Source organism: Paenibacillus sp. DS2015 (assembly GCF_050433705.1).
In the GTDB taxonomy this organism is placed as follows: Bacteria; Bacillota; Bacilli; order Paenibacillales; family Paenibacillaceae; genus Paenibacillus_AQ.
Window position 1 is genome coordinate 1 of record NZ_JBNPWS010000037.1, and the last position, 25,500, is coordinate 25,500.

The following is a 25,500-nucleotide window of genomic DNA, read 5'->3' on the forward strand; positions in this document are numbered from 1 at the left end:
CCCTCCAGCGCCGATGGTACTTGGACCGCAGGGTCCTGGGAGAGTAGGACGTCGCCAAGCAAAAACCACTGTTGATTTTATCGACAGTGGTTTTTTATGTATAACTTTATAGGCTTTGTGTTATTGATTATACCGATTTAATAGGTAATTAGTATAAGTTGTCTATAAATGATTAGAGTTTTTAATATAAGTTAATTTCAGAAAATTAATACCTGTCCTCTCAGAGAGGACAATGTCTACAATGCATTAAAAAGATACGTTGTGGGACATTACTAGGGTGAATTTCTTGACAGCCCTAACCCCCTTTGCTAAGATGGCAATAATATATTTTCAGAAAATGAATTTTCAACCTTGATTTATAAGGTTTTTATCCGTTTTAATAAGAACAAGAGGAGGTTCATCTAAGGTGCGGGAAGACAAGTTTGGTAAGGAAGGTTTTACTTTTGACGATGTATTGTTGGTGCCACGTAAGTCTGAGGTGCTTCCTAAGGAAGTGGAAGTGTCCACAAGACTCAGTAAGCATGTTAAGTTGAATATTCCACTGATTAGTGCGGGTATGGATACTGTAACTGAGGCTGCTCTAGCGATCGCTATCGCAAGAGAAGGTGGCATTGGTATTATTCACAAGAATATGTCTATAGAACAGCAGGCAGAGGAAGTCGACCGTGTTAAGCGTTCTGAGAGTGGAGTGATTACGAACCCTTTCTCTTTATCTGCGGATCACTTAGTATCAGATGCTGAGCAATTAATGGGTAAATACCGGATTTCTGGTGTGCCCATAGTGGACGAGCACAATAAACTCGTAGGAATTCTAACAAATCGCGATCTTCGTTTCATACATGATTACAGTATTAAAATTAGCGAAGTTATGACGCATGATAATTTAGTCACAGCTTCAGTAGGTACAACTTTGCAGGAAGCTGAGGTTCTTTTACAACAACATAAGATTGAGAAATTGCCTTTAGTGGATTCTAACAATATTCTTAAGGGGCTTATCACCATTAAGGATATAGAGAAGGCGATACAGTTCCCAAACGCTGCTAAGGATGCTCAAGGGCGTTTATTGGTAGGTGCGGCAATTGGTATATCTAAAGATACTACAGAACGAACTGAAGCTCTAGTTCAAGCAGGTGTTGATGTCATTACTGTTGACTCCGCTCATGGGCACCATATCAATATCATTGATGCAGTTCGAGAACTACGTGGGCGTTATCCTGAACTGACCATTATTGCAGGTAATGTGGCTACAGGCGAAGCAACTCGTGAGTTGATCGAAGCTGGTGCTTCTGTAGTTAAGGTGGGAATTGGACCCGGTTCAATTTGTACTACGCGAGTGATTGCAGGTATTGGCGTACCTCAAATTACAGCTATTTATGATTGTGCTAAAGTAGCCGCTGAATATGGTATTCCAGTCATTGCAGATGGGGGTATTAAATATTCAGGGGAGATTACGAAGGCTATAGCTGCTGGGGCTCATGCAGTGATGTTGGGTAGCTTGTTTGCAGGTACGGAGGAGAGCCCAGGAGAATCCGAAATTTATCAAGGTCGACGCTTTAAGGTATACCGGGGTATGGGTTCTATTAGTGCTATGAAACAGGGAAGTAAAGATCGATATTTCCAAGATGATGACAAAAAATTAGTTCCTGAAGGAATCGAAGGACGAGTGGCTTACATCGGTCCGCTCTCTGACACTATTCATCAATTGATCGGCGGCCTTCGTTCAGGTATGGGCTATTGTGGAACGGGTTCATTAGAAGAGCTTCGTAACGATACGCAGTTTATTCACATCACAGGTGCTGGGCTTCGTGAGAGTCATCCCCATGACGTTCAGATCACGAAGGAAGCACCAAACTACTCATTATAATAGCGAACTGATTTATAAGAGGATATAAGCTACAAGGATAAGGAATGAACCTGTGATTTATGGATGGGGTTTCTTAACATTATCTGCTTAATTCCAAATAATATCTGTTTAAATGATAATTTTCTTAGACAGACTGAACGAATTTCGTTCAGTCTGTCTTTTTTTGCTGAATGCCCTGTGTTAGAATAGAACAAGCAATGATTAATATAGGATAGAGGGGAGTTTACAATTCTTTGAAAGTTAAGAAGGTAAGAACAAGTAGACGTCAAATGGTTAAGAAGAGTATAGCTTCGGTTATGCTATTAAATATGCTTTGTTTATCTGCATTACCCGTTACTACTGCTGTGTTGGCGGAGGGTGAAGCAACGACCACGGAAGCTACGAAAGCCCCTGTTACTGCAAAGGCTGTCAAGATTCCAGAAGTTAAATCTTTAGGGTTAGAAGTGGAATCAGCTGTATTAATTGAACCAACCACGGGTAAAGTTCTGCTATCTGTAAATGCTGATAAGCCTCTTCCACCTGCGAGTATGACCAAGATGATGACAGAGTATATTGTGGCTGAACAGGTTAAGACGGGCGTTATTAAATGGGATGATATCGTAACAGTTAAAGAAAATGCAAAGCAAACAGGGGGTTCTCGTATCTTTTTGGCAGTAGGTGATCAACATACTGTGGAGGAATTATACATAGCTATGGCTGTTGGTTCGGCGAATGATGCATCCGTGGCGTTAGCAGAATATGTAGCGGGTTCTGAGCAGGAGTTCGTTAAAATGATGAATGATACTGCCAAGAAGATGGGTATGAAGACAGCCCATTTTATTAACTCAACAGGGCTGGATCGTGCTGATATGCCGGAAAACTTCAAACCTGACGAAGATGGGGAAGATTTAATGTCCGCTATGGATGCTGCCATACTCGCTAAATTCATAGTTCAAGATCATCCTGATTTCGCTAGATTTACATCCATACAATCGTATAAGTTCCGTGAGCGCGATAAGAATCCAATTATCAACTATAACTGGATGCTTGAGGCGAACAAGGATATTACGAACTTCAAGGCTTATGCCTATCCGGGGTTAGATGGGATGAAGACGGGACACACCAATAATGCGGGTAACTGTTTCACGGGTACAGCTGTGAGAGATGATATGCGATTAATTAGTGTAGTTATGGGAACTTCTTCAGAGTCAGCCCGTTTCAAAGAGACGAAGAAAGTGCTGGACTTTGGATTTAATAATTTTGAAGTCCAACAAGTGATTGCACCGAAGACAATTGTTGAAGGAACGGAAACGGTAGCTATAAAGAAAGGTGTCGAAACAAGCGTCTCCGTTGTAACAGAGCAAGATATAAGCTTCGTGGTTCCTAAAGGGGCAGATACGACTACGGTTACCTCTAAAGTGAGTATCGATGATGAGTCTAAGCTTGTAGCGCCACTGAAACAGGGATCTAAGGTGGGTACAGTTACTTATACTTATAAAGTTAAAGGTTTAGATGATCAGAAGAAAACAGTGAATCTGGTAACTGCTGAAGAGGTAGAAAAAGGCGGATGGTTCCGCTTGTTATTCCGTGCTATCAAAGATTTGTTCGTCGACTTATTTGACGGAATCAAGAATCTTTTTTAATATCAAGATAGAAGAAATTTACACTTAGTTAATTGTGTTACCACCCCAACGTTTACCATATGTAAATTGAAGGGGTGGATTGAGATACATTCAGGAGGGTAAACATGGAAACAGGAACATCGCGCGTAAAAAGAGGTATGGCAGAAATGCAAAAAGGTGGCGTCATTATGGACGTCATGAATGCGGAACAAGCTAAAATTGCAGAAGCTGCAGGTGCAACAGCAGTTATGGCTTTAGAAAGAGTGCCTTCTGATATTCGGGCGGCGGGTGGAGTAGCTCGTATGGCTGACCCAACGATTGTGGAACAAGTCATGAAAGTGGTTAGTATCCCTGTTATGGCGAAATCCCGTATAGGGCATTTTGTAGAAGCTAAAGTTTTGGAATCTCTCGGTGTTGATTACCTAGATGAGAGTGAAGTACTGACACCTGCTGATGAAGTATTCCATATTGATAAATGGGATTTCACCGTTCCTTTTGTGTGTGGGGCTAAAGATTTAGGTGAAGCATTGCGTCGTATCGGCGAAGGAGCATCCATGATTCGTACTAAGGGTGAACCAGGAACGGGTAATATCGTTGAGGCTGTACGCCATATGCGTCATATTAAGAGTCAAATTCGCAAAGTACAAAGTATGTCAAAGGACGAGCTATATGCCGAAGCTAAGAACCTCGGTGTAGCACATGATTTACTACTTGATATACATTTGAATGGGAAGTTACCTGTTGTTAACTTCGCAGCAGGTGGAGTAGCCACGCCTTCCGACGCTGCACTAATGATGCATTTGGGTGCTGATGGTGTGTTTGTTGGATCTGGTATTTTTAAATCAGAAAATCCAGAAAAATTCGCTCGTGCGATTGTAGCTGCTACAACACATTACCAAGATTATAAATTGATTGCAGAAGTATCTAAGAACCTAGGTGCTGCAATGAAGGGCATCGAGATTTCATCTCTGTCTCCCTCCGAACGGATGCAGGATCGCGGCTGATAAGAGAGAAGGGTATAGGCATATGAAGATTGGGGTACTGGCACTTCAAGGTGCTGTAACAGAACATATCCGAAGTGTAACCCTTGCAGGAGCTGAAGGGGTTGCAATTAAACGAATAGAAGAGCTGAATGACATTGAAGGACTTATTATTCCTGGTGGAGAAAGTACGACGATTGGCAAGCTGATGCGAAAGTATGGCTTTATTGAAGCTATTCGAGAGTTCTCAGCTGCGGGTAAACCTATTTTCGGTACATGCGCAGGGCTTATTGTACTTGCGACAACGATTGAAGGTCAGGAAGAGGCTCATCTGGAGTTGATGGATATTACCGTGGCTAGAAATGCTTTCGGACGTCAACGTGAGAGTTTCGAGACGGACTTGAAGATTGAAGGAATTGATGAGAAAGTTCGAGCTGTATTTATTCGGGCCCCTCTTATTCGAGAAGTGGGTAGTCAGGTAGAAGTTCTTTCTACTTATCAAGATGAAATTGTTACGGCAAGACAGGGCAATTTATTAGTCTCTTCATTCCACCCAGAGTTAACCGATGATTACCGTCTACATCAGTATTTTGTGGAAATGGTAAGAGAGAAACAAGCATCTTAGATTAAAAATTACAAATTTGTAAATGGAAACACCTTGACCAGTTGTGGATATTAGCAGTAGCTCCATTAGGGAATACTGCTAATGCCAGAGAATTCTGCTCCGGAAAGCGGATCACTTTACGAAGTGGATATACATTCCGGTGTTGTTTCTCAGACAAAGGGTCGAGGTTGTTTTGTGAGGAGGACATGCTTATGTTAGATGTGAAGATATTACGAAGTGACTACGAAAGAGTGGAAGAAGCCCTGAAAAATCGAGGGAAATCACTTGATCTTATCGCTGAGTTCCCTAAGTTGGATACACGTCGTAGAGAGTTGCTGCAGGAAAGCGAAGGACTAAAAAGCCGCAGAAACACCGTCTCGGGTGAAGTAGCCAAACGTAAAAAAAATGGTGAAGATGCGGAAGCCTTAATACTTGAAATGCGTGATGTATCCGATCGTATCAAAGGACTAGATGAGGAAGTTCGCGAGCTTGAAGTCTCAATTAACGATTTAACGATGTCCATTCCTAACATTCCACATGCGTCTGTGCCTTTGGGTAAATCAGAGGCTGATAATGTGGAGATTCGCCGTTGGTCTGAACCGAACAAGTTTACGTTCACACCGAAGGCACATTGGGATATCGCGCAGGAACTTGGAATTCTTGATTTTGAAGCTGCAGCTAAAGTTACGGGATCACGGTTTACGTTCTACAAAGGGTTAGGAGCACGATTAGAACGAGCTCTGATCAACTTTATGATGGATCTGCATAGTAGTGAGCATGGTTATGAGGAAATGCTTCCTCCATACATTGTAAATGGTGATAGTTTGCGTGGAACAGGTCAACTTCCTAAGTTCGAAGAGGATTTGTTTAAGTTAAAAGATACCGATTATTATCTTATTCCGACAGCTGAAGTACCGGTAACCAATTATTATCGTGACGAGATTCTGAGTGCTGAAGATCTTCCGAAGCATTTCGTAGCCTACAGTTCATGTTTCCGTTCGGAAGCTGGATCAGCAGGTCGTGATACACGTGGGCTTATTCGTCAACATCAATTTAATAAGGTTGAGCTTGTGAAGTTGGTTCATCCTGAATCTTCTTATGAAGAGCTAGAGAAAATGACGGCAAATGCTGAGCGGATTCTACAGCTTTTGAAGCTTCCTTACCGAGTATTAGCACTTAGTACAGGAGATATGGGATTCTCTGCTGCCAAGACGTATGATCTTGAAGTCTGGTTACCAGAAAGTGAAGCATACCGAGAAATTTCATCTTGTTCGAATACAGAGGATTTTCAAGCGCGTCGGGCGAATATAAGGTTCCGTCCTGAATCGAAAGCGAAGCCAGAGTTCGTGCATACATTGAACGGTTCTGCCTTAGCAGTGGGTCGTACCTTCGCAGCGATCCTAGAAAATTATCAACAGGAAGATGGAAGTGTCATCATTCCAGACGTTCTTCAACCTTACATGGGAAATATGAAAATAATTTCTTTGAAAAAATAGTTGCTTATGGTCTGAATATATGGTAAGATAATTTCTGTTGCACACCACTGATATGTAATGGGTGGTAACAGATATACTACCTGGAGAGGTACCGAAGCGGTCATAACGGGGCGGTCTTGAAAACCGTTAGGGCGCAAGTCCACGTGGGTTCGAATCCCACCCTCTCCGCCATAATAACTTAAATAAGTAGCCATTCTCATCACTGAGAATGGCTTTTTTGTTTTTTGAGATATTAGAAATTTTTTGAGATATTAGGAAGTAGAGATCTATAATTCGCGTTATATCGAAGAGCTTCACCTTGGAGTGACGAAGTCGTCTATTCTTTAAGCATAATGAATTGAATAATTTAGGATTGTATAAAAAGGTTCTGACCTTTGCAAAATATAGTGAAGGGGAGGTGTTCCTTGTGAACCCAAATATTGAAGTTAATCAGCATGATCTAGTGAATGCATGGCAAGCTAAACTTCCACTTCTGTTGGACCCATTAGATAAGGCTGAAGTAAGGGCTGATGAGGCCAACCAAAACAGCCTTAGAATCCATATTGATACCGCAGGTAGGCAAATGTACTCCTTTGACTTCGAGTGCGCTTATATGGATCCTAGAGAGGTCCGTGTTGATCTAGTCGATGTTGAGCGGGATGGTCGTGCGGTGGATGAGTATACAGAGGTCATTCAGGACTTAGCAGGGGGATATACACGCCAATTACACGAGTGTGCGCAAATGTTACATGGACTGACCAATCCTAATTAGGTGCTTGAAGCAAGTTGTTAGGTAAGGCGATTTAGTGATTCTACTATAAAAGAGAGATAGGTGACCATGGTGAGTAAACCGAAGACAATCCCTGTACCTGAAGTACAAGCAGAAGAGCAGAAGCGTCACCGGAAGGAAGATGATTCCTCGGGAATGCAAGAACCACTCTCAGGATCTAAGAAAGTGAAACAACATAATCATGTGAGCCATTTAAACAAGCAGGGTTAAGAAATTGATGAATAATAGCAGTGAAAGAGAGAACATCTTAGAATATTAAGGTGTTCTCTTTTTTGTATTTGGAACCTTTTAGTTTATATATACGTATAAAAGGGTGGAACAACCATCATTTATAAGGTGAAAATTACCGATAATTGTTTCAAACCCTTCAAATTTTGGGTAAGAACGGAAGGTATGTATACTTTTTATGGATATGGGGAACTGATTTCGAGAGGAGAGAACAAGATGAACAAGAAATACACAGCGCTGGTATTATCGCTATTCTTAACTTTAACAGTGGTACTATCTGCATGTAGTAGTAAGCAGGAACCGAAAGAGGCGATGCAAAGCGCTACGGAGAATGCGATGAAGATGACATCTTACCAAATGAAGAGTAAGGTTGTTATTGAGGATTTAAAAATAAGTGCACCTAATTTAGTGGGGGACTCCAGCGCTGAAGCTGCCATGAGCATGCTTAAGAATGCCGAATTAACGGTAGATGGGATCTATCAAAGTGAACCGATGCAGACGGAGCTTACTTTGGGTCTTAATTTAAAAGGTGATATGGCCATGACATTTACCGTTCCTATGGTTATGACTAAAGAGAAACTATATATTAAGGTTCCGCGCATACCCATGCTTCCGATACCTGAGAACATTATTGGTAAATATATCGAGATAGACCTTAAGGAATTGGCAGAGCAGGGGGGTACAGTTCTTAATCCTGACTCCATGGATACAGATAAAACACAGAAACTAACTAACGAAGTTTCAACTGCGCTATTCGCTGAATATGAGCAAGCTAAATATTTCAAAGATATTGCAGTAAAGGATGCTAACTTACCAGAAGGCGTTGATGCTAAACAAGTAGCTCAATTCTACATTACAAATGACAATGTTAAAGAAGCTATTACAATCTTTGTGAATAAAGCATTGCCTAATATTCTTGATATTATGGATAAAGAGGAATACCGTAGTATGTTAGGTCTAACAGCTGATGATATTCAAACAGCTAAGGATGAGTTGAAAGCTGGAAACCAAGATGAGCTTAGTAAGGGCTTGGAAGAATTAAAGGATTACTTGAAAATCAACACGTTCACTGTGAATACGGGGATTAATAAGAAAGACTTTCCCGCTTACCAAGGGTTGGATATGAATATTGAATTTAATGATCCAGAAACGAATCAAAATGTTGCGTTAGCGTTGAAAGCTAGCAATCAATACAGTAACATCAATGAGAAACAAACATTTATAATTGGCATTCCTAGTGGTGCAGATGTGATAACCATGGATGAACTTCAACAAGAACTGAATGGGGAGACCTACTAATCTTAATTGCTGCAAAGAACAAACAAGACCCGCCTAGTTAAACACTAGGCGGGTCTTGTTTGTTCTGAATGAAGATGCGTATATTCCTCTTCAAGGATGGCAAAGGTTTCATGATCTTGCCATTGATTATTTATTCGTAATACACGTCGGGCAGTACCTTCACGCTGAAATCCAGACTTCTCTAATACACGACGTGAGGGCTGATTCATTGGAAGAATGACAGCTTGTATTCGATGAAGTCTAAGTGCCTCAAAAGCATATTGAAGAGCTAATCCTAGAGCGGCTGTCATATAGCCTTGTCCCTGATAGCCAAGATCTATGAAATAACCAACATCGGCGTATTGGCCAACACCACGAACCACATTCGATATTGTAACCTGACCAATGAGCTTCGAATCAGATGTGAATATGCCAAACATGTAAGCTCGGTCAAGCAGCCTATCCTCTTCGCGGTTTAGAATAAGTTGTCTTTGTTCATGAATGGTGTAGAATTCTTCACTCTGTTTAGGCTCAAAGGATTCATATGCTCTACGAGTATTCAAGCGTATTGCCAATAAATCTTCAACATTTGATACCTGCAATAAGCGGATAAATATATCGTGAGCTGTATCATATAAAGTATAAGCCATGTATAGGCCTCCTTAACTATGTGGATATAGAATTATCTTCGTCTTAGTCCACGGAAGAATTCAGTTAGTAACATAGAGCATTCTTCTTGAAGGACGCCAGTAATTAACTCCGTTCTATGATTAAACCGGGGTTCTTGCAAAAGATTCATGAGTGTTCCCGCACATCCTGCTTTTGGATCCGTCGTTCCATAGATGACCTGTGGAATACGTGATTGCACAATAGCGCCAGCGCACATGGGACATGGCTCTAAAGTCACATACAATTTGCAGTCTAGCAGTCTCCAGGAATTTAGTTGCTGGCTAGCTTCTCGAATGGCTACCATTTCAGCGTGAGCTGTCGCATCCATTGTCGTTTCACGTAAATTATAACCTCGTCCGATTACTTCTTCCCCAAGGACAATAACGGCTCCTATAGGCACTTCTCCTAATTGTTCTGCCTGTTTAGCTTGGGCGATGGCTTCTCGCATCCAATATTCATGCTGATCACTCACGATTTAATAGATCCTCCTTGATAACTAAGCATTTATTCAACGAACAAATATTCGGTTGTTAACATGATGTGCATAACTTTGTGGATAACTTTAATTTTGTTCACAATGTTATGCACAAATTAACAGGCAATATTGTTTATATGTGCATAACTATTGGATAATTGTACACATTTCATTTATTTATTGTAATAAATGAAGGTTGAGTAATCAATTATTCTTTTGATCATGGAAAATGTATGAAACAACATCGAAACGCCTTTTCAAATTAAAGGGATAGGGTTATGATGAAACATATAGGATATATATTCCATTGATACCAAGACCCCTTGTTGCCAATGCCCAAGAGGTGAGTTGTAGCTTTGTCCATCAAAACTAAATTAACCCTCATCATGTCCAGTTCCGTACTGGTTATTTTGTTGTTGAATCTTACACTTAATCTCTACACTACTCAAGAGAACTTACTGCAGGATACAGAGACCAAAATGTTGATGACTACAGAGCAGATCGCAGTTGCAGTTAAACAAAGTCAGTATAGTGCTAATTATATTGAGCGAAAAATTGAAGATGTTCTGTATATGGCTGCACATATGGCCGCTCAAACCTTAGACCCAGATATTAATAATATAACAAATGAGGAACTCGTCAGACTCAGTCAAGAGCTCGGTGTATCCCATATCTCATTGTTGGTTAGGGATGGGACTGACATTACTATAGCCAAATCATCAGATACCCTAGGGATTGAGCAACCAACTAAAGAGTCGGGTTTATGGAAACAGACATTATTTCAGTTGCTAAATAAGCAACAAGTAACCACACAGGAAGGTCATAAGCGTGATTATTTTTGGACGGGACCGTTTGAATATTCTTCATCCAGTCCAGAATTAATGGATAAGTGGGGATTCTTCTATGATGGTGAGCGTAACTATATCATAGATCCTTATATTAGAAGTACAGAGATAAATGATTATACTAAAATTATAAGTCCAAATGAAGTCGTAAAGGAAACATTACATATTAATCCACAAATTTTAGAGATTACTGGCATTAATCCTGAAACTTTCCGTAACAACAATATTCTTCTTGATAGACCTGACAGTCATGATTTGAAATTACTTAATGGATCTATTCGCTTTGGTACTTACTCTTACAATAGTCTGGAACAGGACCAGCAGGCCATTGCTGAGGTTATCCGAACCAAGGAAAAAGTTATTTTTGATAAAAAGATTAAGGGTGTCAAAGTGATCAAGAGTTTCGTGCCTATTATGACAACAAGTCAGGATCTTTATATTATTAGTGTGGTCATGGATTATGCTACTATTTCCTCTGTGACGAAAGATCAATTGATCAGTAATATATGGATATCGTTAATTTTGCTCTGTATCGTGATCTTGTGTAGCCACATCATAGCAGGTATTATTACTAGTCCAATCCAGCACATGTTAAAGAAAGTAAACGATGTAAGTGATGGACGGTTTAATACATCTTTAGCGGTAAAGGGTAATGACGAGTTAGGATTATTAGCAAATCGCATTAATGCAATGACTCATAATATAAATCATAATACCGAGAAACTTAAGCAAATGGTCGAAGAAAATCGCTCGGTGAAAGAGCATTTAGAATCGATTATCAATCAGACGGCAGATGCCATTCATATGTTAGATCTTTGTGAGAACGTTATGCAGGTGAATAAGGCTTTCGAAGAGCTATATGGGTGGAAGAATGAAGAAGTTGTTGGGCGTGCGTTATGTTTTGTTCCTGACTTTTTAGAGAAAGAAGAAGAACAGAGACTGAAGCAAATGATTAACGGTGTACAACTACCACCCATAGAAACTATTCGCTTAAAGAAAGATGGTTCTACAGTTGAGGTTAGTATAAGTACATCACCTGTTCGAAATGTGGAGGGGGATATTGTTTCCCTTATTAGTGTATCTAGGGATATGACGGAGCGTAATCGAATGGAGGAGCTATTGCGACGTTCTGAAAAGCTGACAACGGTAGGGCAGTTAGCTGCAGGTGTAGCCCATGAGATTCGAAATCCACTTACGACCTTGCGAGGATTCATGCAGCTTCAGCAAGAGAGTATGAAGCTTAATCCACAACATATTGATATTATGTTGTCTGAGCTAGATCGCATTAATCTGATCGTAAGTGAGTTCTTAATTTTAGCTAAACCTCAGGCGGTGCAATTTCAAGAAAAAGATGTTCGGTACATCCTAGGAGATGTGGTATCCTTATTGGATAGCCAAGCTCATTTGATGGGTATTGAATTCAAATATGAATTTACTGATAAACCCACTATGGTGCATTGTGAGGTAAATCAACTGAAGCAAGTATTTATTAATGTATTAAAGAATGCGATGGAGGCTATGCCACAAGGGGGTATGATTACCCTACATTTATTCTTATCCGGAGTCCAACATGTTGGGATCGCGATTAAGGATGAAGGAGTAGGCATACCGGAGGATATGATGCCAATGCTTGGAGAGCCCTTCTTCTCTAATAAAGAGAGTGGGACAGGACTTGGCCTCATGGTAAGTCAGCGCATTATTCAAGCCCATAAGGGAATGATGGAAGTGAAGAGTGAACTAGATAAAGGAACTCAAATTACGATACTACTTCCCTCAGCTATATGTACTTAAGTCATTCTAAATAAACTCAATGTAGAGGTGGATAAGATTCGTGCGGATAAATAAATTTATTAGTGAGACAGGATTTTGCTCGCGTCGCGAAGCAGATAAGCTCGTAGATGCTGGAAAAGTAACAATTAATGGTGAGTTAGCTATATTAGGCAGTCAAGCCGAGCTAGGTGATGACGTTCGTATTAGTGGACAACCTTTGGATGCTAAGAAAGGACATATTTATATTGCTCTCAATAAACCGATAGGCATAACTTGTACTACGGAGCGGCACATTCCAGGGAATATTATCGATTTTGTGAATCATCCGGAACGGATCTTTCCGATAGGCCGTCTAGATAAAGATTCAGAAGGTCTAATACTGCTAACGAATGATGGAGACATCGTGAATCAGATCTTACGATCAGAGGGTAAGCATGAGAAAGAATATATTGTAACGGTAGACAGTGTTATTACACCCTCTTTTCTAAGAGGAATGTCTACAGGTGTGAAAGTATTAGGAGAACTGACATTGCCCTGTGAAGTAACACAGTTGTCAGAGTTCGTATTTCGTATCATTCTTACTGAAGGCAAGAACAGACAGATTAGAAGGATGTGTAGCGCATTCGGATACGAGGTAAGAGCATTAGAGCGTGTACGGATCATGAATATACGTACTGGTGATCACCCGGTGGGTACTTGGTGGGAGTTAACACCAGAGGATAAGCAGGAGCTGGGTAGTCTACTTCAATATGATTTACAATGATAAGCAAAACGAGCCTTAGAAGTCATTCTAAAGGCTCGTTTTTTTTATTGATTATTTTCTTGGGGTGAGAAATTATACCTTGTAGACATCTTCTCTATAGAAGCGTTCCGTCGATTAATCCTTAGCTCCTGTGATGTTCAGAAGCTTATTATTATCTTGGTACTTACGAATAAGAGATACTTCAACGCGTCTGTTCTTAGCACGATTTATCGGTGTCTTATTATCTACAATGGGATGGTATTCTCCATAACCAACAGGTGTAAACTTCTTAGGATCGAGATTCGTATTCAACAGTAATACTTTCATGAATTGTAATGCCCGGTCAGAGCTAAGATCCCAGTTAGATTCATAGAAATTATTATAGATCGGAATGTTATCGGTATGACCTGAGACAACGATATCATAGTCAGGGAACTCTTGTAGCATACTAGATATGACCTTACCTAGTTGTCTAGATTCAGGCTTAACCGTAGCGCTTCCTGAAGCAAAGAGTGCTGTATCACTGATCGTAATCATTAATTGAGATTGATTAAGTTTCGTATTGAGCTGGTTACTCAAGCCATTACTCTGTATATATTGATCAATTTGTTTCTTCAGCTTTTCTAAGTCTAGCTGCTCCTGCTGTTTAAGGGCAGCAGCTTGTTGTTCACTTTTGGAATTGTTAGGTTTGGTGTCTTTAGATGACGATGGCATATCCTCAGCAGGACTATCGCGTGGTGTTGCTGATTTATAATCTAGCACACCAGTCCCACCACTCAAGGCGATGCTGAATGCTTGGCTCATCTCCTCGAACTTCTTGGCATCCGTCGCACTCATTGCATAAAGAGTAATAAAGAGAGCTAGAAGTAGAGTGAGAAGGTCAGCATATGGAAGTAGCCAGGATTCATCTGCATGTTCCTCATGCTCATGTCTTCGACCCTTCTTACTACTCACCTGAATCACCAGCCTTACCTTCATTATTCAGTTCTAAACGCTCTGAAGGTGTTAAGAAGACAGATAACTTTTGGCTGATCGCGATAGTGGAGACACCTGATTGAATAGACAATAACCCTTCTACCATCATAAGTCTGAGGTCCACCTCGTTCTTAGATAGACGTTTAAGTTTGTTAGAGATCGGGTGGCATATTACATAACCTGTGAAAATACCGAGCATTGTAGCGATAAATGCAGCACTAATAGCATGAGCTAGCTCACCCATATCATTCATGTGGCTCAAGGCTGAGATTAGACCGATAACAGCGCCGAGTACCCCAAGAGAAGGTGCATACATACCTGCTTGTGAGAAGATTAGGGAACCGACTTTGTGGCGATCTTCTGTTGCGTTGATGTCCTCCATCAGTACATCACGCACAAATTCTTGATCGTTGCCATCGATGATCATACGCATACCATTACGTAAGAAATTATCATCAATCTCCTCGACTTTGGATTCTAGTGCAAGCAATCCTTCACGACGAGTAATGGAAGCCCACTCCATAAAGAGAGTAATCATTTCTTTTCTCTCCATTAATTGTTGTTTTACAAAAATCATTTTTAACAATTTAGGGATTCTTTTGAGTTCAGACATTGGAAACCCAATAAACAGTGTGGCTGCTGTACCACCCAATATAATGAGATATGCAGCTGGAACAAGTAAACTCGTAAGTGATGCTCCTTTTAGGAACATACCCACTACCACAGAAATAATACCGAGAATTAAACCAATAATTGTTGAAATTTCCATTATACACCTCATCCATGAGAAATAGAATTGAATCCTTTCATGCTGTCAATTGGAAATAAAGAAGATGGACTGTCGCACAAGAGACGCATTATATTGTTTATCGACAGAAATGACTTTTTTTTTTAGGCATATTTTCTAGTATAATGAAATGAGTGGTAAATGTAATATAAAGATAGCAAATGGAGGCGTAAATGTGGGTGTAAAACATGGAAGAAATTATGATGATATTTTGCAGGAATTCTCAACAGCAGTAAGCCAAATCACAGATTGTTACGAGTTTTTTGAAATGGAGCATGATGAGTGGGAACAGCTTCCTGAGGAGGGGAAGAAAGAGGTCCTTGAGGCACTAGCAGAAGACTTATTTTACGGATTGGGTACAGATTCTATGATAAACGTTGGAAGTGGTGTGGTGATCTATGATTGTGATATCCACAGAATTAATGTTCTGATAGGCAAAGAGGAAATAACTTTTGTTTCTTTGATTTAATTCCTCATAGCTAATTCTATATAAATTCATAAAGAATGCAGGTATGTATGAATAAATAGTTATACGAATATAATGTCAGAAGGTTATTTCTGTAATCGTCGAGCAAACTTAGGTAGGGCGAAGTTAGTCGGAAGCGGAGGGAATATAAATGGCTTATGTGAAGGAAGAAATTGAAGCCCAATTAAGTACATTAGATGGATGGAAGCTGGAAGAGGAGCGTTGGATTGCACGCAAATACGTTTTCTCAAGTTTTATGAAGGGCATTGCATTTGTGGACGAAGTTGCGACGATTTCCGAAGCGTTTGATCATCATCCCTCAATTCATATTGATTATACAACGGTTATGTTACGTCTCACCTCCTGGAGTGAAGGCGAACTAACGGCTCTCGATTTCAAAACTGCGCAACAATATAATGAATCATTTGAGAAAATGTGTGGTAATGAAAGAGTGAAATAAGAAGAACAGAGGAAAAGATAGTTATATATAGAAGAAACGGGCATCATTCCTATTGGAGTGATGCCCGTTTCTTCTATGAATGTTAGCGATTACTTCTTCTCGGATAACCAAAGAGCAACGTTAGCAATTTCTTCATCTTTTAATTGATCTTTGAAAGCCGGCATTATTCCGCTACCTTTAGAAACGATATTGTAAATCTGTTCCGCGGATAGTGTAGCTCCGATGTTCTGTAAATTCGGTCCTACCGAACCTTGCAGTTGATCGCCATGACAGCTAATACAGTTGGCTTTAACCAATGTTTCAGCTGCACCCGCATCTAATGTCACCACAGGCATGGCTGGTTTCTCTTCTTCTGCTATTTCTTCTTTACCTGGTAGTGTGAACATAAGTACCAGAGCTATAGCACACGCGGCGAAAAACAAACCGCTCATGATCCATTTTTGCATACTTATTCGTCCCTTCTTTCTATGTAAACTAATGTATTTATTATAACGGAACAAATCCTTAGAGCATAGCGTTTGTGACAAAAAAGAAACAATTATCTTCTTGATTATACCAAACAACTCACGGATTAGTGCTATTTGTCATATAATTAGTCATTATTTAGTTGATAAACCATGCAGTAAAAGTCTTTAATACCTTCAGGAGTAAGTCGTTCATAACAATCCGTAATAATAAAATTCGCTTTGATATAGGCTTGAATAGCACGTTTATTCCAAGTGAGCACCTCTAAATCAATCTCGTCGTGGGGCTCGCGTAACAATGCAGCGTGAACAATGGATAGTACAAAAGATTTACCCTTTCCCTGACCACATAAATCAGGGTGCATACAGATTCCTAATCGGGTCACTCCTTCTAGTGGAAATAACTGTGCGAATCCGCAAAGATCTCCGGATTCATTCATTACTGAGAGATATTGAGTTGCGCGTAGGAGAGGGTCTCCAAACTCAATACCAAGTAGCTCCATTTGTTCCCATGGTAACCATCCATATATATTGTAAGGAGGAGCGAACTTCCATTCGCAAATAGATTTGGCATGGCTAATTTCCATAGGAAGCACAATAAATGGGTAATCTTTATGGCTCATGAGTAGAATCTCCTTTGTTATATGGGTAGGCAGGGTTATCATCATGAAAATACTTGTGATATATACATATTTACAATTGAAGATGTGGTGGATGTTTAATTCTTAGGTAGCGGGGTAATAAAGATTAAGCTTAAATTTTATAGTATGTTTGGATCAGCACTAAATGATGCACATAAAACTAGACAGAAAAACCCGAGAATTGAGATTTAGAGAAATCTCAATTCTCGGGCGTAGGGTCAAATGAATGGTTTAATCAATGGCAACGGCATTGTATGTATCAGTACTCATAATTCTCTTAGCACCAACGTATTTAGAAACGTAGTAGCTCTCGCTAAGTGAATTAATAATTACCCCTCTAGAAGAAGAAGAGTGTGCAAATTTACCATTTCCAACATAAATTCCGACGTGTGAAACGCCTCTTCCATTCGTATTAAAGAATACTAGATCGCCTTCGCGTAAATCATCACGGGCTACAGAAGTACCCATGTTGTATTGGGAACCGGATTGATGAGGTAAGTTAATACCTAATTTATCAAAAATATACATTGTAAACCCGGAGCAATCGAAGCCGTTTGTGCTGACTCCAGCTTCTTTATAACTAGTTCCAATTGTTGGAGCAATCGCTTTATCCAATTTAGAATCTGCGAAAGCGCTTCCTGTTCCAATAGTAAATAATAATGCCAAACCCATAACTGAAGATACTAATTTCTTATTCAACAATATGACTCCTCCTGGTGCCTGCGAGGTTAGCTTAAGGATTCGGTTGAAGGTCCCCTATGATCCCTTTGATGCAAGATCAATTCACCCACTACTGGTTCCCCCGCTTCCCGAGTTTACGGGAATTCGGCTGATTTGTTAACACTATAATTGATAGAACGTATACATCAATGATAAGTTGTTACAATACTTATTACAAAGTTGTTACTAAAATCTAACTGGGACTATTGTAACAAAGGATTAGTAGTTTGGCAATTGTTTCTATGAATATTATTAAAAAAATTTATGGATTAGTTACAAAAATTGAAACCTTTTTGTAATTTATTACGTTATTGTATGTAATAAAAGAAAAAACCCACAACTGAGACTTCGGCAAAAGTCTCAGTTGTGAGCCTAATTATAAAGGTTAGTTATACGCAGTGGCTTGATACTTAGCTGTACTCATAACACGTTTGGCACCCACGTAGCGGTTGGCATAATAGCTTTGACTAAGAGGGCTAATCATGACACCACGTGATGAAGAGGCATGTGCAAATTTACCATTTCCAACAAATATCCCAACATGGGACACACCTCTTCCGGAGGTATTAAAGAAAACAAGGTCTCCAGATCTCAGCTGATTACGCGATACAGAGGTACCCATCTGATATTGCGATGCAGACTGACGAGGGAGATTTACACCTAATTTCTGAAAGACATATCTGGTAAAACCAGAGCAGTCAAATCCGTTTGTAGTGGTACCCGCGGTTTTATAACTAACTCCGATAGTGGGTTGAATGGCTGTGTTCAATTTCGAGTCTGCAAATACGCTTCCAGTTCCAATAGTTAATGCGAGTGCCACGCTCAATGCTGCAGCGGATAATTTCTTCTTCAATTACATTTTCCCCTTCCAATGCCTGCGAGGTTAGCTTAAGGATTCGGTTGAAGGTCCCCTATGATCCCTCTAATGCGAGATCAATTCACCCATTTAATGGATCCCCCGCTTCCTGGTGCCAAGGAATTTGGCCTTTATCGTGCACCTGAAAGTAATGAAATGGCGGTCGTCTACAATAATAGTGTCATAAAGATTACAAAGTTGTTACTAAAACCAACTGGGATCATTTTAACAGAGGATCTAAGGTTTAGCAAACGGTTAAAGCAAAAAAAGATAGAAAAACCCCCCCTTATTTCACGAAAAAAGGGGGGGTTTTTCCTATATCAAGGGATTGGAGTGATGACAAAAATTTAATAACTATTTTTTCATATATTCTTAAAAATAGTTTTTTGTGAAGTCATCGGAACTTCTTGTTATACCATAAATCAAATTGCGCAGTGATTCCCCATAATTTAAACAGACAGGAAATGAAATGATAGGCCTGTTGGATAATAAGACCAATTAATCCGGTCCACCAGAGGGACATACCTGTGAATAGGCTGAACAGTAATATGCAACTGAGGCCTAGAATGAGAGATATACCCATAACAGATAGCGTGTATCGAAGACAGATTCGAATGGAGGACAGGATTCCGGCGCGACCGGTTACTCCGAACTGAACATAGAGAATCAATTGATGGATAATATATCGGTATACATACCAAGCGAGCATGTAGGGCACGGCTTGAATCCATATGGATGGAGATAGAAATCCAGTAAGACCAATATCATATAATTTAGGAATGACCCAGTAAGCTGGAATCAATACAAGTCCGATCTCTATCCAATAGAGTAGCGCCATCGGCTTCCAAAGTTGTTGAATACCTTTGAAAAAGAAAAGCCCAGGCTCTCCAACTCTTTCTTTATGAAGACCGTAAAGGATTCCTGCATGAATAAGTGGTGTAAGTATCATTCGTAAGAGTAGCATACCTAATAAGATCCAAAGATAGGAATGGACAGTTTCATTGTTGGTTAGACTCAGTTGTCCTTCTACATAGAAAAGAATCTTACTCAACTCATTCGGTGGTGGGTCAGGATAGCGTAGGAATAAAGGGACTACCGCCGATTGAACCAAACGGTATAGAAAATACCCACAGATTAACTGGTATAAAAATAGAATGATTACAACGTAAAATTGGTCTTTAACACTTTTCCAGCCATTGGCGATATTGTTCCTCACCAGCTCTCACCTCACCAGGACAGACTTCCAAGCCATGTTTCCACTAGCTTGGTGATGCTTATGTTTAAGCGTGATACAATCTTGTGGTCGTCATCTACCTTCATATAGTTGTTAATATGGTTATTCTCAAGTACAAGGGTGTATTCAGGATCGATCATGGCCCATGCCAGAGGAGATTTGTATTGTAGCTTGAACTGAATATGATCTCCATTCCCTGTCCATACCTTATGGATAGAGTGACCATCGGCAAAGCGGAAGAGTATCGGTATATTAGGGTACTGACCATCTTGCCGATCTACGGTGACGACAGATTCATAAAGAGGTCCTGTTGCCTTCTTTTTCTCTACAGTAATTTTGTTTATGGCGAAATCGGTCATTTGGCTACCGTATACATATTGGTTGAAATAGGATTGCCACGAAGTATGAGTAACCTGTTCTAAGACTCTTTGGAAGTCTAGGGTTGCAGGATGACCGAAACGGTACTTTATCGCATATGTTTTCATGATTTTGTCCATGGTTGGTGTTCCTACTTGCTGCTCAATTCCCTTCAATACAAGCTTACCGCGGTAATAAGCATTCTTGGCGTAGTGTTCTGGGGATTCGTATTTCCAGGATTCTTGGTTGAGTGGAGCAGGAGCAGAGATAATGGCGGCTTGAATGGCAAGATTAGGAATGACACCATATTCTTGTTCCATGAGTTTATCTTCTGCATAAGATGTGAATCCCTCATCTAACCAAGCTTCTTCGAACTCGTTACTTGCAATCATTCCATAGAAATACTGATGACCAATCTCGTGGATAACGGTTCGCTCTAGTTCGTAGCCAGGAGAGTCATTCTTGGCTCCGAAGGCTGTAATAAGTGTTGGATATTCCATACCGCCTGCCCCGTTACCAGCTTCAGGCGGGACTACAATGGATAAGGTTGAATAGGGATAGGACCCATACCATTTACTGAAATACTTTAGAGCAGCCTCAGCCGCATAGAAGTACCTCTCCTTCATATCTTCATGGGCTGGATCTAAGTACAATTTAATTCGTACCCCAGGTACCTCTGGAGAGGAGAAGGGCTTCTCAGCAACGATGAAATTAGGTGAGGCCGACCAAGCGAAATCATGTACATCATCAGCATAAAATTGATAAACTTTCATGTTACCTTTAAGTTTGGCAGTTTGGGTCGGAAATCCAGTAGCGGCCACAATGTAATTTTTGGGTACGTGAATTTTAACATTGTAGATACCAAAATCAGCGTAGAATTCAGAATTGCCATGGTATTGATGAAGATTCCAACCTTCAGTAGCACGACCACGCATACCTTGGGGTTCATATACGCTGATTTTAGGAAACCATTGTCCTGCCATGACGAAGTCATCCGCAATCCCCATACGTGCGAATATTTTAGGAAGCTTTACTTCGAAATTCAAATTAAGTGTGATACTTTCTCCACCCTTGATGGGTCTTGGAAGTCGAACTCTAATGAGACTGGAGTCTTTGCTATTGCCATCGTCTGGTTGTACATACTGAATACGGTGCATGAGCGATAGGCCATCTGCTGTCTGAATGTTGGTAAGGTTCATAGCACCGTACCCGTCTGCTGGCATCGTATCGCCCCTAAGCTTGCCGCCAGATTCTTTCATAAAGGTGGTTTCTTTTGACGAGAAGGCATTAGGGTACAGGTGGAAATAGAGCTCAGTTACAATGTTTTTACCAGGATGAGTCCAAGTGAGTGTCTCCGTACCCTTTAGTAGCTTTTCCTCAGGATTAAGGGAGACATCGATATGGTACTCCACAATACGTTTGCTAAGGACTTCGGCAGTAGGTTGCTGTACACTTTCCTTTGGGGGTGGGGTAGCTGCGACTGTAGGCTTGCCCTTATTGGGCGCATACACAGACTCTAATTGGGGCGAGTCCACGAGAAGGGTCGACCACAAGGTACCACTGAGGAGCAATAGAGATACAATAATAACTACAATTATTTTAGTGCGGGCTGGAGCCATACATGAATACCTCCCGTTGACAAGCATCTACAGCATGTATATGTTTGCAATTCGCTGATTATTAGTTAAAATAAAATGAATAACCATTACGAATAGTAGGAGACAGAAATGTACGATCAAATTTCTGTTTTGTGGGAGGTCAAAGGGAATGGATAATAACGAACAAAGTGGCAAGAAACAAATTGCCCTTAATATTGTAAGTAGTAAAAGTAAACACACCGGTTTTGGAGCAGGTTCTATTGACCTAAACAGTGTATCGCCGGTCATTATTGACCAGGGTGAAGCCAAGGTGGATATGGGCGCTATTCATGCTAAGAGTAAGGTAGAGAAGGGCATTAAGTTTTCTACTAATCGCGAGGATGTACCGAATGGCCGTATAGTGTGGGTAGTGTGGGTAGCGGTGGACCGCACAGCAGAAGGGCAGCTCTATGGAGGGGCTACAGCGTGCGAGATGTGGATTGATACGGAAGCTCGCAGAGGTTATAAAATTCTAGCGGATCACGTCAACAAGCTGGATGCGGCCTTGAAGCGCAAAATTGTATTAGATGAATTGAATGCAGAAGATAAGACAGCTCTCAAAAACTTGCTGATTTCTCGTAATGAAGAATGGTGGGAAGCTTCCTCTGATGATCTGAAAAAGGCACTAGAGGGTTAATTAATCATAGTTGAGAGTATACACTTTCTCATATTCCATCGATATACGAGGAAAAAAGAAGCTCTCAAAGGGCGGGAAGGGCGGCTTGTCGCCTATCCTTGGATATATAAAAAGCCTCAGTGTCCACGTTGTAAGTGGATACTGAGGCTTTTTATAATTCTGATCTAAGTTAATTTATCTTTTCCTAGTAGGATGGACATCCCTAGCAAGGTAACGATAATGGTTGCACCCATATCGGATAATACTGCGATCCAAAGGGTGAGTAATCCTGGAATTGTGAGCAGAAGGGCTATGGCCTTCAATGTCAGTGAGATACCAATATTCCAGCCAATCACTCGATTGACTCGTCTAGCCAAATGGATGGCATTCGGAAGCTTTCCTAAGTGATCCTGCATAAGAACAATGTCGGCGGTCTCAATAGCGCTATCTGTTCCTTTGCCCATGGCAATCCCTAATTGGGCAGTGGCAAGTGCGGGCGCATCATTAATGCCGTCACCCACCATAGCAACTCTATAGCGAGAGGAGAGCTCTTTGATCTGATCTACTTTTTGTTCAGGAAGTAGCCCCGCAAAGTAATCTGTAACTCCGGCTTGGGAGGCAATGTTTCGAGCAGATTGCTCGTGGTCTCCTGTGAGCATAACGGTATGTGTAATACCGGCTTGGTGAAGTTGCTTAATAACATCCTTTGTCTCGTGACGAATTTCATCGGCTAATCCGAATATTCCGAGTACATGGGTCTGATCCGCAGTAATCACTAGGGTATAACCTTGTTCTTTTAATCTAGTTATATCACGATGTACTTGGTCTAACCGTTGTGGATCTGCGGGCGAGATATGTGTCAGGATGTCTTCACTACCCATCCATGACTTGGTTCCGTTGACCTCACCCTGTATTCCTGATCCAGGTAAAGTAGTAAGTTCGCTAGCTTCGGGGAAACGACTAGTCCCACGCTGGCTGAGAATATGATCTACGACCGCTTTGGCAAGCGGGTGAAGGGAAGATTGCTCCAATGAACCCGCTACGTCATAGAACCGTTCTCTGTCATAGACGACTTCCTCTATGACAGAGGGTGTGCCTTGTGTGAGTGTCCCAGTCTTGTCGAAGGCGATGGCTTCTAACTTACCTAATTGCTCTAAGTGGACGCCACCCTTGATTAGAATGCCATTACGTGCACTACGTGTCATCCCACTTACTAAGGCTATTGGAGAGGAGAGTACTAGTGCACAAGGACATCCGACGATAAGAATAGCAAGTCCTTGGTATACCCACTTCATCCAAGGTTCTCCCATGAACAGTGGAGGTACAACGATAACGATGAGAGCGATGAGCATAATAGCCGGTGTATAATATTTAGCGAACTTATCAATGAATAGTTCTGTTGGTGTTTTACTGTCTTGAGCTTCTTGTACTAAGTGCATGATTCTAGCTAAAGAAGAATCCTGATAAGCCTTATCAATTTCTATGGTCAGTAAACCTTCTGCGTTCACACTACCCCCATACACAGGATCACCCTGCTTTTTACTAACAGGGATGGACTCTCCGGTAATAGCTGCTTCATTAACTGCACTAGTTCCTTCATGAACGAACCCATCTGAGGGGATTTTCTCACCGGCGCGGACTTGGACCATGTCACCTGCACGCAAGCTTGAGATGGGCACCGTAACCGTTTCTCCATTGCGTATTAGGGTTGCATCCTTGGGAGCCGACGCGAGGAGAGCCTCCATCGATTTGCGAGCACGCCCCATACCATAACCTTCAAGTATTTCATTTAAGCCGAATAAGATAGCTACAAGTGTAGCTTCTTGCCACTCACCGATAACAACGGCTCCGGTTAGAGCAACCGTCATCAGTGTATCCATATTGAATTTGAAGCGAATAAGGTTGTTAAGTCCGCGCCAGAATGTGGAGTATCCGCTAAATATGATCGCTATAATGTAGGAGATAATGATTACCGGCTGTAATACGATTCCACTCAGAATGAAAGTTGAAAGATAGAGGACTGCCGCAATGCCAAGCAGCCATTTCATAAGATGATTTCCTTCATGACTATGATCGTGACCGTGGTCATGCCCGTGATCATGATCGTGTGCGTGCTCTGAGGCATCTGTGTGATGATGACTAGACTTGGCATGGCTATCGTTGGTCTTGATAAGATGTGCCCCATCCCTTTTCAAAATATGCTCGACACGTACTATGTCGACTTCAGGATGAAGAGTTAGTCTACTGTTGGCATAACTTAGGCGAGCATCTGCGCCGTGCTCAAGCTTATTAATTTGCTCTTGTATTTCTCGAGTACAGTTGGCACAGGACAACCCTTGTACAGGATATTCCACATGAGATAACGCTTCGTTAGCACTACTACTTTTGCTATTTGTGCTCATCGTTCATCTTCTCCCTCTGATGTTCTAAAGTCATCCGAATTAGAACTCTGATATGATCATCCTTCAAAGAATAAAAGACATTCTTTCCATCCTTACGCGACATGGTAATGTCTAAGTTTTTTAATGTACGTAAATGATGAGAGGTGGCTGCCATGCTACTTCCCAATACGGCTGCCACATCACATACACATAGTTCAACCGCCTGATCTAGCATATAAGCAATTTTCATACGTGTAGGATCGGATAAAGCCTTGAACATATCCACCATACCTAGAATTTCTTCTTCATTGATGTCGTTCTGAAGCTGGACTGTCTTAAGAGCATCTATGGAGGTTACTTCACAGACCTCATCGTCATGACTCTGATCTTTGGTTGTATTTATGTTAGACATATCATAGCGACCCCTTCACTAATAGTAATACTTACTATATTCAAACGATGGTTTGATTGTTAAATTTAATATACCCTAAAAAAAACCAACAATCAAGTATTGGTTTGAATGTTCAGAGGTGAATGATATTTTGGAGGTTGGAAAAGCCAGGGGGAAAAGAAAGAGCAGCCTGA

Annotated in this window: 25 protein-coding genes, 1 tRNA gene and 2 riboswitches; of the genes, 14 read left to right on the forward strand and 12 right to left on the reverse strand. The window is 40.9% G+C overall.

Going from position 1 to position 25,500, the window contains the following annotated elements:
- Positions 1 to 406 precede the first annotated feature (406 nt).
- The 9 genes from guaB (at position 407) to J2T13_RS22670 (ending at position 8,841) form a co-directional block, all read left to right on the forward strand.
- Positions 407 to 1,864, forward strand: a complete 1,458-nt coding sequence (gene guaB / locus J2T13_RS22630; protein ID WP_429374633.1) for an IMP dehydrogenase — start codon at positions 407 to 409, stop codon at positions 1,862 to 1,864.
- A 269-nt stretch (positions 1,865 to 2,133) separates the two neighbouring features.
- On the forward strand, positions 2,134 to 3,486 hold the full coding sequence (locus J2T13_RS22635) for a D-alanyl-D-alanine carboxypeptidase family protein (RefSeq protein ID WP_429374691.1): 1,353 nt from the start codon (positions 2,134 to 2,136) through the stop codon (positions 3,484 to 3,486).
- A gap of 104 nt (positions 3,487 to 3,590) precedes the next feature.
- Positions 3,591 to 4,469, forward strand: coding sequence for a pyridoxal 5'-phosphate synthase lyase subunit PdxS (pdxS, locus tag J2T13_RS22640; RefSeq protein WP_429374634.1), 879 nt, complete (start codon positions 3,591 to 3,593; stop codon positions 4,467 to 4,469).
- A 22-nt stretch (positions 4,470 to 4,491) separates the two neighbouring features.
- Positions 4,492 to 5,070 carry a pyridoxal 5'-phosphate synthase glutaminase subunit PdxT gene (gene pdxT / locus J2T13_RS22645; RefSeq protein WP_429374635.1) on the forward strand — a complete coding sequence of 193 codons (579 nt, stop codon included), beginning with the start codon at positions 4,492 to 4,494 and terminating at the stop codon, positions 5,068 to 5,070.
- A gap of 191 nt (positions 5,071 to 5,261) precedes the next feature.
- Positions 5,262 to 6,545, forward strand: coding sequence for a serine--tRNA ligase (gene serS, locus J2T13_RS22650; RefSeq protein ID WP_429374636.1), 1,284 nt, complete (start codon positions 5,262 to 5,264; stop codon positions 6,543 to 6,545).
- Between the two features lie 82 nt (positions 6,546 to 6,627).
- Positions 6,628 to 6,716, forward strand: a tRNA-Ser gene (locus tag J2T13_RS22655).
- Positions 6,717 to 6,951: 235 nt separating this feature from the next.
- A complete protein-coding gene (locus J2T13_RS22660; RefSeq protein ID WP_429374637.1) occupies positions 6,952 to 7,296 on the forward strand; it encodes a hypothetical protein in 345 nt (114 codons plus the stop codon).
- A gap of 69 nt (positions 7,297 to 7,365) precedes the next feature.
- Positions 7,366 to 7,524 carry a small acid-soluble spore protein P gene (locus tag J2T13_RS22665; RefSeq protein WP_429374693.1) on the forward strand — a complete coding sequence of 53 codons (159 nt, stop codon included), beginning with the start codon at positions 7,366 to 7,368 and terminating at the stop codon, positions 7,522 to 7,524.
- 234 nt (positions 7,525 to 7,758) lie between these two features.
- Positions 7,759 to 8,841: a hypothetical protein gene (locus J2T13_RS22670; protein ID WP_429374638.1), complete on the forward strand. Its 1,083-nt coding sequence runs from the start codon at positions 7,759 to 7,761 to the stop codon at positions 8,839 to 8,841.
- A gap of 44 nt (positions 8,842 to 8,885) precedes the next feature.
- Here J2T13_RS22670 and J2T13_RS22675 read toward each other — a convergent pair whose 3' ends face one another.
- Together J2T13_RS22675 and tadA are read right to left on the reverse strand one after the other, a co-directional pair.
- On the reverse strand, positions 8,886 to 9,470 hold the full coding sequence (locus J2T13_RS22675; RefSeq protein ID WP_429374639.1) for a GNAT family N-acetyltransferase: 585 nt from the start codon (positions 9,468 to 9,470) through the stop codon (positions 8,886 to 8,888).
- Positions 9,471 to 9,502: 32 nt separating this feature from the next.
- Entirely contained in the window at positions 9,503 to 9,961 is a 459-nt protein-coding gene (gene tadA / locus J2T13_RS22680; protein WP_429374640.1) for a tRNA adenosine(34) deaminase TadA, read from the reverse strand.
- A gap of 359 nt (positions 9,962 to 10,320) precedes the next feature.
- On the opposite strand from tadA, the gene J2T13_RS22685 reads away from it, so the two are divergent.
- Together J2T13_RS22685 and J2T13_RS22690 are read left to right on the forward strand one after the other, a co-directional pair.
- Entirely contained in the window at positions 10,321 to 12,600 is a 2,280-nt protein-coding gene (locus tag J2T13_RS22685; protein ID WP_429374641.1) for an ATP-binding protein, read from the forward strand.
- Between the two features lie 40 nt (positions 12,601 to 12,640).
- Positions 12,641 to 13,342, forward strand: coding sequence for a pseudouridine synthase (locus tag J2T13_RS22690; RefSeq protein ID WP_429374642.1), 702 nt, complete (start codon positions 12,641 to 12,643; stop codon positions 13,340 to 13,342).
- A 114-nt stretch (positions 13,343 to 13,456) separates the two neighbouring features.
- On the opposite strand, the gene motB is transcribed toward J2T13_RS22690, so the two are convergent.
- Positions 13,457 to 14,299, reverse strand: coding sequence for a flagellar motor protein MotB (gene motB / locus J2T13_RS22695; RefSeq protein WP_429374643.1), 843 nt, complete (start codon positions 14,297 to 14,299; stop codon positions 13,457 to 13,459).
- A complete protein-coding gene (gene motA / locus J2T13_RS22700; RefSeq protein WP_429374644.1) occupies positions 14,268 to 15,065 on the reverse strand; it encodes a flagellar motor stator protein MotA in 798 nt (265 codons plus the stop codon). Before motA ends, motB begins: the two co-directional genes overlap by 32 nt.
- Before the next feature lie 193 nt (positions 15,066 to 15,258).
- Here motA and J2T13_RS22705 point away from each other — a divergent pair, with 193 nt between their 5' ends.
- Both J2T13_RS22705 and J2T13_RS22710 read left to right on the forward strand, forming a co-directional pair.
- Positions 15,259 to 15,552, forward strand: coding sequence for a hypothetical protein (locus tag J2T13_RS22705; protein ID WP_429374694.1), 294 nt, complete (start codon positions 15,259 to 15,261; stop codon positions 15,550 to 15,552).
- 148 nt (positions 15,553 to 15,700) lie between these two features.
- Positions 15,701 to 16,009, forward strand: coding sequence for a 4a-hydroxytetrahydrobiopterin dehydratase (locus tag J2T13_RS22710; protein ID WP_429374645.1), 309 nt, complete (start codon positions 15,701 to 15,703; stop codon positions 16,007 to 16,009).
- An 89-nt stretch (positions 16,010 to 16,098) separates the two neighbouring features.
- Here the strand turns inward: J2T13_RS22710 and J2T13_RS22715 are convergent, their stop codons facing one another.
- The 6 genes from J2T13_RS22715 to J2T13_RS22740 all read right to left on the reverse strand — a co-directional run bounded on the left by J2T13_RS22715 (position 16,099) and on the right by J2T13_RS22740 (position 21,900).
- Positions 16,099 to 16,455 carry a c-type cytochrome gene (locus tag J2T13_RS22715; protein ID WP_429374646.1) on the reverse strand — a complete coding sequence of 119 codons (357 nt, stop codon included), beginning with the start codon at positions 16,453 to 16,455 and terminating at the stop codon, positions 16,099 to 16,101.
- 146 nt (positions 16,456 to 16,601) lie between these two features.
- Positions 16,602 to 17,096, reverse strand: a complete 495-nt coding sequence (locus tag J2T13_RS22720; RefSeq protein WP_429374647.1) for a GNAT family N-acetyltransferase — start codon at positions 17,094 to 17,096, stop codon at positions 16,602 to 16,604.
- A 249-nt stretch (positions 17,097 to 17,345) separates the two neighbouring features.
- Positions 17,346 to 17,813, reverse strand: coding sequence for a C40 family peptidase (locus J2T13_RS22725; RefSeq protein ID WP_429374648.1), 468 nt, complete (start codon positions 17,811 to 17,813; stop codon positions 17,346 to 17,348).
- Between the two features lie 3 nt (positions 17,814 to 17,816).
- Positions 17,817 to 17,955: riboswitch (cyclic di-AMP (ydaO/yuaA leader) on the reverse strand.
- 264 nt (positions 17,956 to 18,219) lie between these two features.
- Positions 18,220 to 18,687, reverse strand: coding sequence for a C40 family peptidase (locus J2T13_RS22730; RefSeq protein WP_429374649.1), 468 nt, complete (start codon positions 18,685 to 18,687; stop codon positions 18,220 to 18,222).
- A 4-nt stretch (positions 18,688 to 18,691) separates the two neighbouring features.
- A riboswitch (cyclic di-AMP (ydaO/yuaA leader) is annotated at positions 18,692 to 18,830 on the reverse strand.
- A gap of 254 nt (positions 18,831 to 19,084) precedes the next feature.
- Complete coding sequence (locus J2T13_RS22735; protein ID WP_429374650.1) at positions 19,085 to 19,906, reverse strand: hypothetical protein; 822 nt, start codon at positions 19,904 to 19,906, stop codon at positions 19,085 to 19,087.
- An 11-nt stretch (positions 19,907 to 19,917) separates the two neighbouring features.
- Entirely contained in the window at positions 19,918 to 21,900 is a 1,983-nt protein-coding gene (locus J2T13_RS22740; protein ID WP_429374651.1) for a M1 family metallopeptidase, read from the reverse strand.
- Positions 21,901 to 22,048: 148 nt separating this feature from the next.
- On the opposite strand from J2T13_RS22740, the gene J2T13_RS22745 reads away from it, so the two are divergent.
- On the forward strand, positions 22,049 to 22,555 hold the full coding sequence (locus J2T13_RS22745) for a YwhD family protein (RefSeq protein WP_429374652.1): 507 nt from the start codon (positions 22,049 to 22,051) through the stop codon (positions 22,553 to 22,555).
- 164 nt (positions 22,556 to 22,719) lie between these two features.
- Here the strand turns inward: J2T13_RS22745 and J2T13_RS22750 are convergent, their stop codons facing one another.
- Together J2T13_RS22750 and J2T13_RS22755 are read right to left on the reverse strand one after the other, a co-directional pair.
- Complete coding sequence (locus J2T13_RS22750) at positions 22,720 to 24,936, reverse strand: heavy metal translocating P-type ATPase (RefSeq protein WP_429374654.1); 2,217 nt, start codon at positions 24,934 to 24,936, stop codon at positions 22,720 to 22,722.
- Positions 24,923 to 25,327 (reverse strand): ArsR/SmtB family transcription factor, encoded by a 405-nt coding sequence (locus J2T13_RS22755; RefSeq protein WP_429374656.1) that lies wholly within the window; start codon positions 25,325 to 25,327, stop codon positions 24,923 to 24,925. Before J2T13_RS22755 ends, J2T13_RS22750 begins: the two co-directional genes overlap by 14 nt.
- Positions 25,328 to 25,500: the final 173 nt, after the last annotated feature.

Excerpts from the sequence above, each read along its gene's own strand:
- J2T13_RS22710 (WP_429374645.1), top strand. The coding sequence starts at position 15,701 with ATGGCTTATGTGAAGGAAGAAATTGAAGCCCAATTAAGTACATTAGAT.
- J2T13_RS22750 (WP_429374654.1), bottom strand. The coding sequence starts at position 24,936 with ATGAGCACAAATAGCAAAAGTAGTAGTGCTAACGAAGCGTTATCTCAT.
- J2T13_RS22755 (WP_429374656.1), bottom strand. The coding sequence starts at position 25,327 with ATGTCTAACATAAATACAACCAAAGATCAGAGTCATGACGATGAGGTC.
- serS (WP_429374636.1), top strand. The coding sequence starts at position 5,262 with ATGTTAGATGTGAAGATATTACGAAGTGACTACGAAAGAGTGGAAGAA.
- pdxT (WP_429374635.1), top strand. The coding sequence starts at position 4,492 with ATGAAGATTGGGGTACTGGCACTTCAAGGTGCTGTAACAGAACATATC.
- motA (WP_429374644.1), bottom strand. The coding sequence starts at position 15,065 with ATGGAAATTTCAACAATTATTGGTTTAATTCTCGGTATTATTTCTGTG.
- J2T13_RS22670 (WP_429374638.1), top strand. The coding sequence starts at position 7,759 with ATGAACAAGAAATACACAGCGCTGGTATTATCGCTATTCTTAACTTTA.
- motB (WP_429374643.1), bottom strand. The coding sequence starts at position 14,299 with ATGAAGGTAAGGCTGGTGATTCAGGTGAGTAGTAAGAAGGGTCGAAGA.
- J2T13_RS22635 (WP_429374691.1), top strand. The coding sequence starts at position 2,134 with ATGGTTAAGAAGAGTATAGCTTCGGTTATGCTATTAAATATGCTTTGT.
- J2T13_RS22720 (WP_429374647.1), bottom strand. The coding sequence starts at position 17,096 with ATGAGCCATAAAGATTACCCATTTATTGTGCTTCCTATGGAAATTAGC.
- J2T13_RS22675 (WP_429374639.1), bottom strand. The coding sequence starts at position 9,470 with ATGGCTTATACTTTATATGATACAGCTCACGATATATTTATCCGCTTA.
- pdxS (WP_429374634.1), top strand. The coding sequence starts at position 3,591 with ATGGAAACAGGAACATCGCGCGTAAAAAGAGGTATGGCAGAAATGCAA.
- J2T13_RS22745 (WP_429374652.1), top strand. The coding sequence starts at position 22,049 with ATGGATAATAACGAACAAAGTGGCAAGAAACAAATTGCCCTTAATATT.
- J2T13_RS22715 (WP_429374646.1), bottom strand. The coding sequence starts at position 16,455 with ATGCAAAAATGGATCATGAGCGGTTTGTTTTTCGCCGCGTGTGCTATA.
- J2T13_RS22740 (WP_429374651.1), bottom strand. The coding sequence starts at position 21,900 with ATGGCTCCAGCCCGCACTAAAATAATTGTAGTTATTATTGTATCTCTA.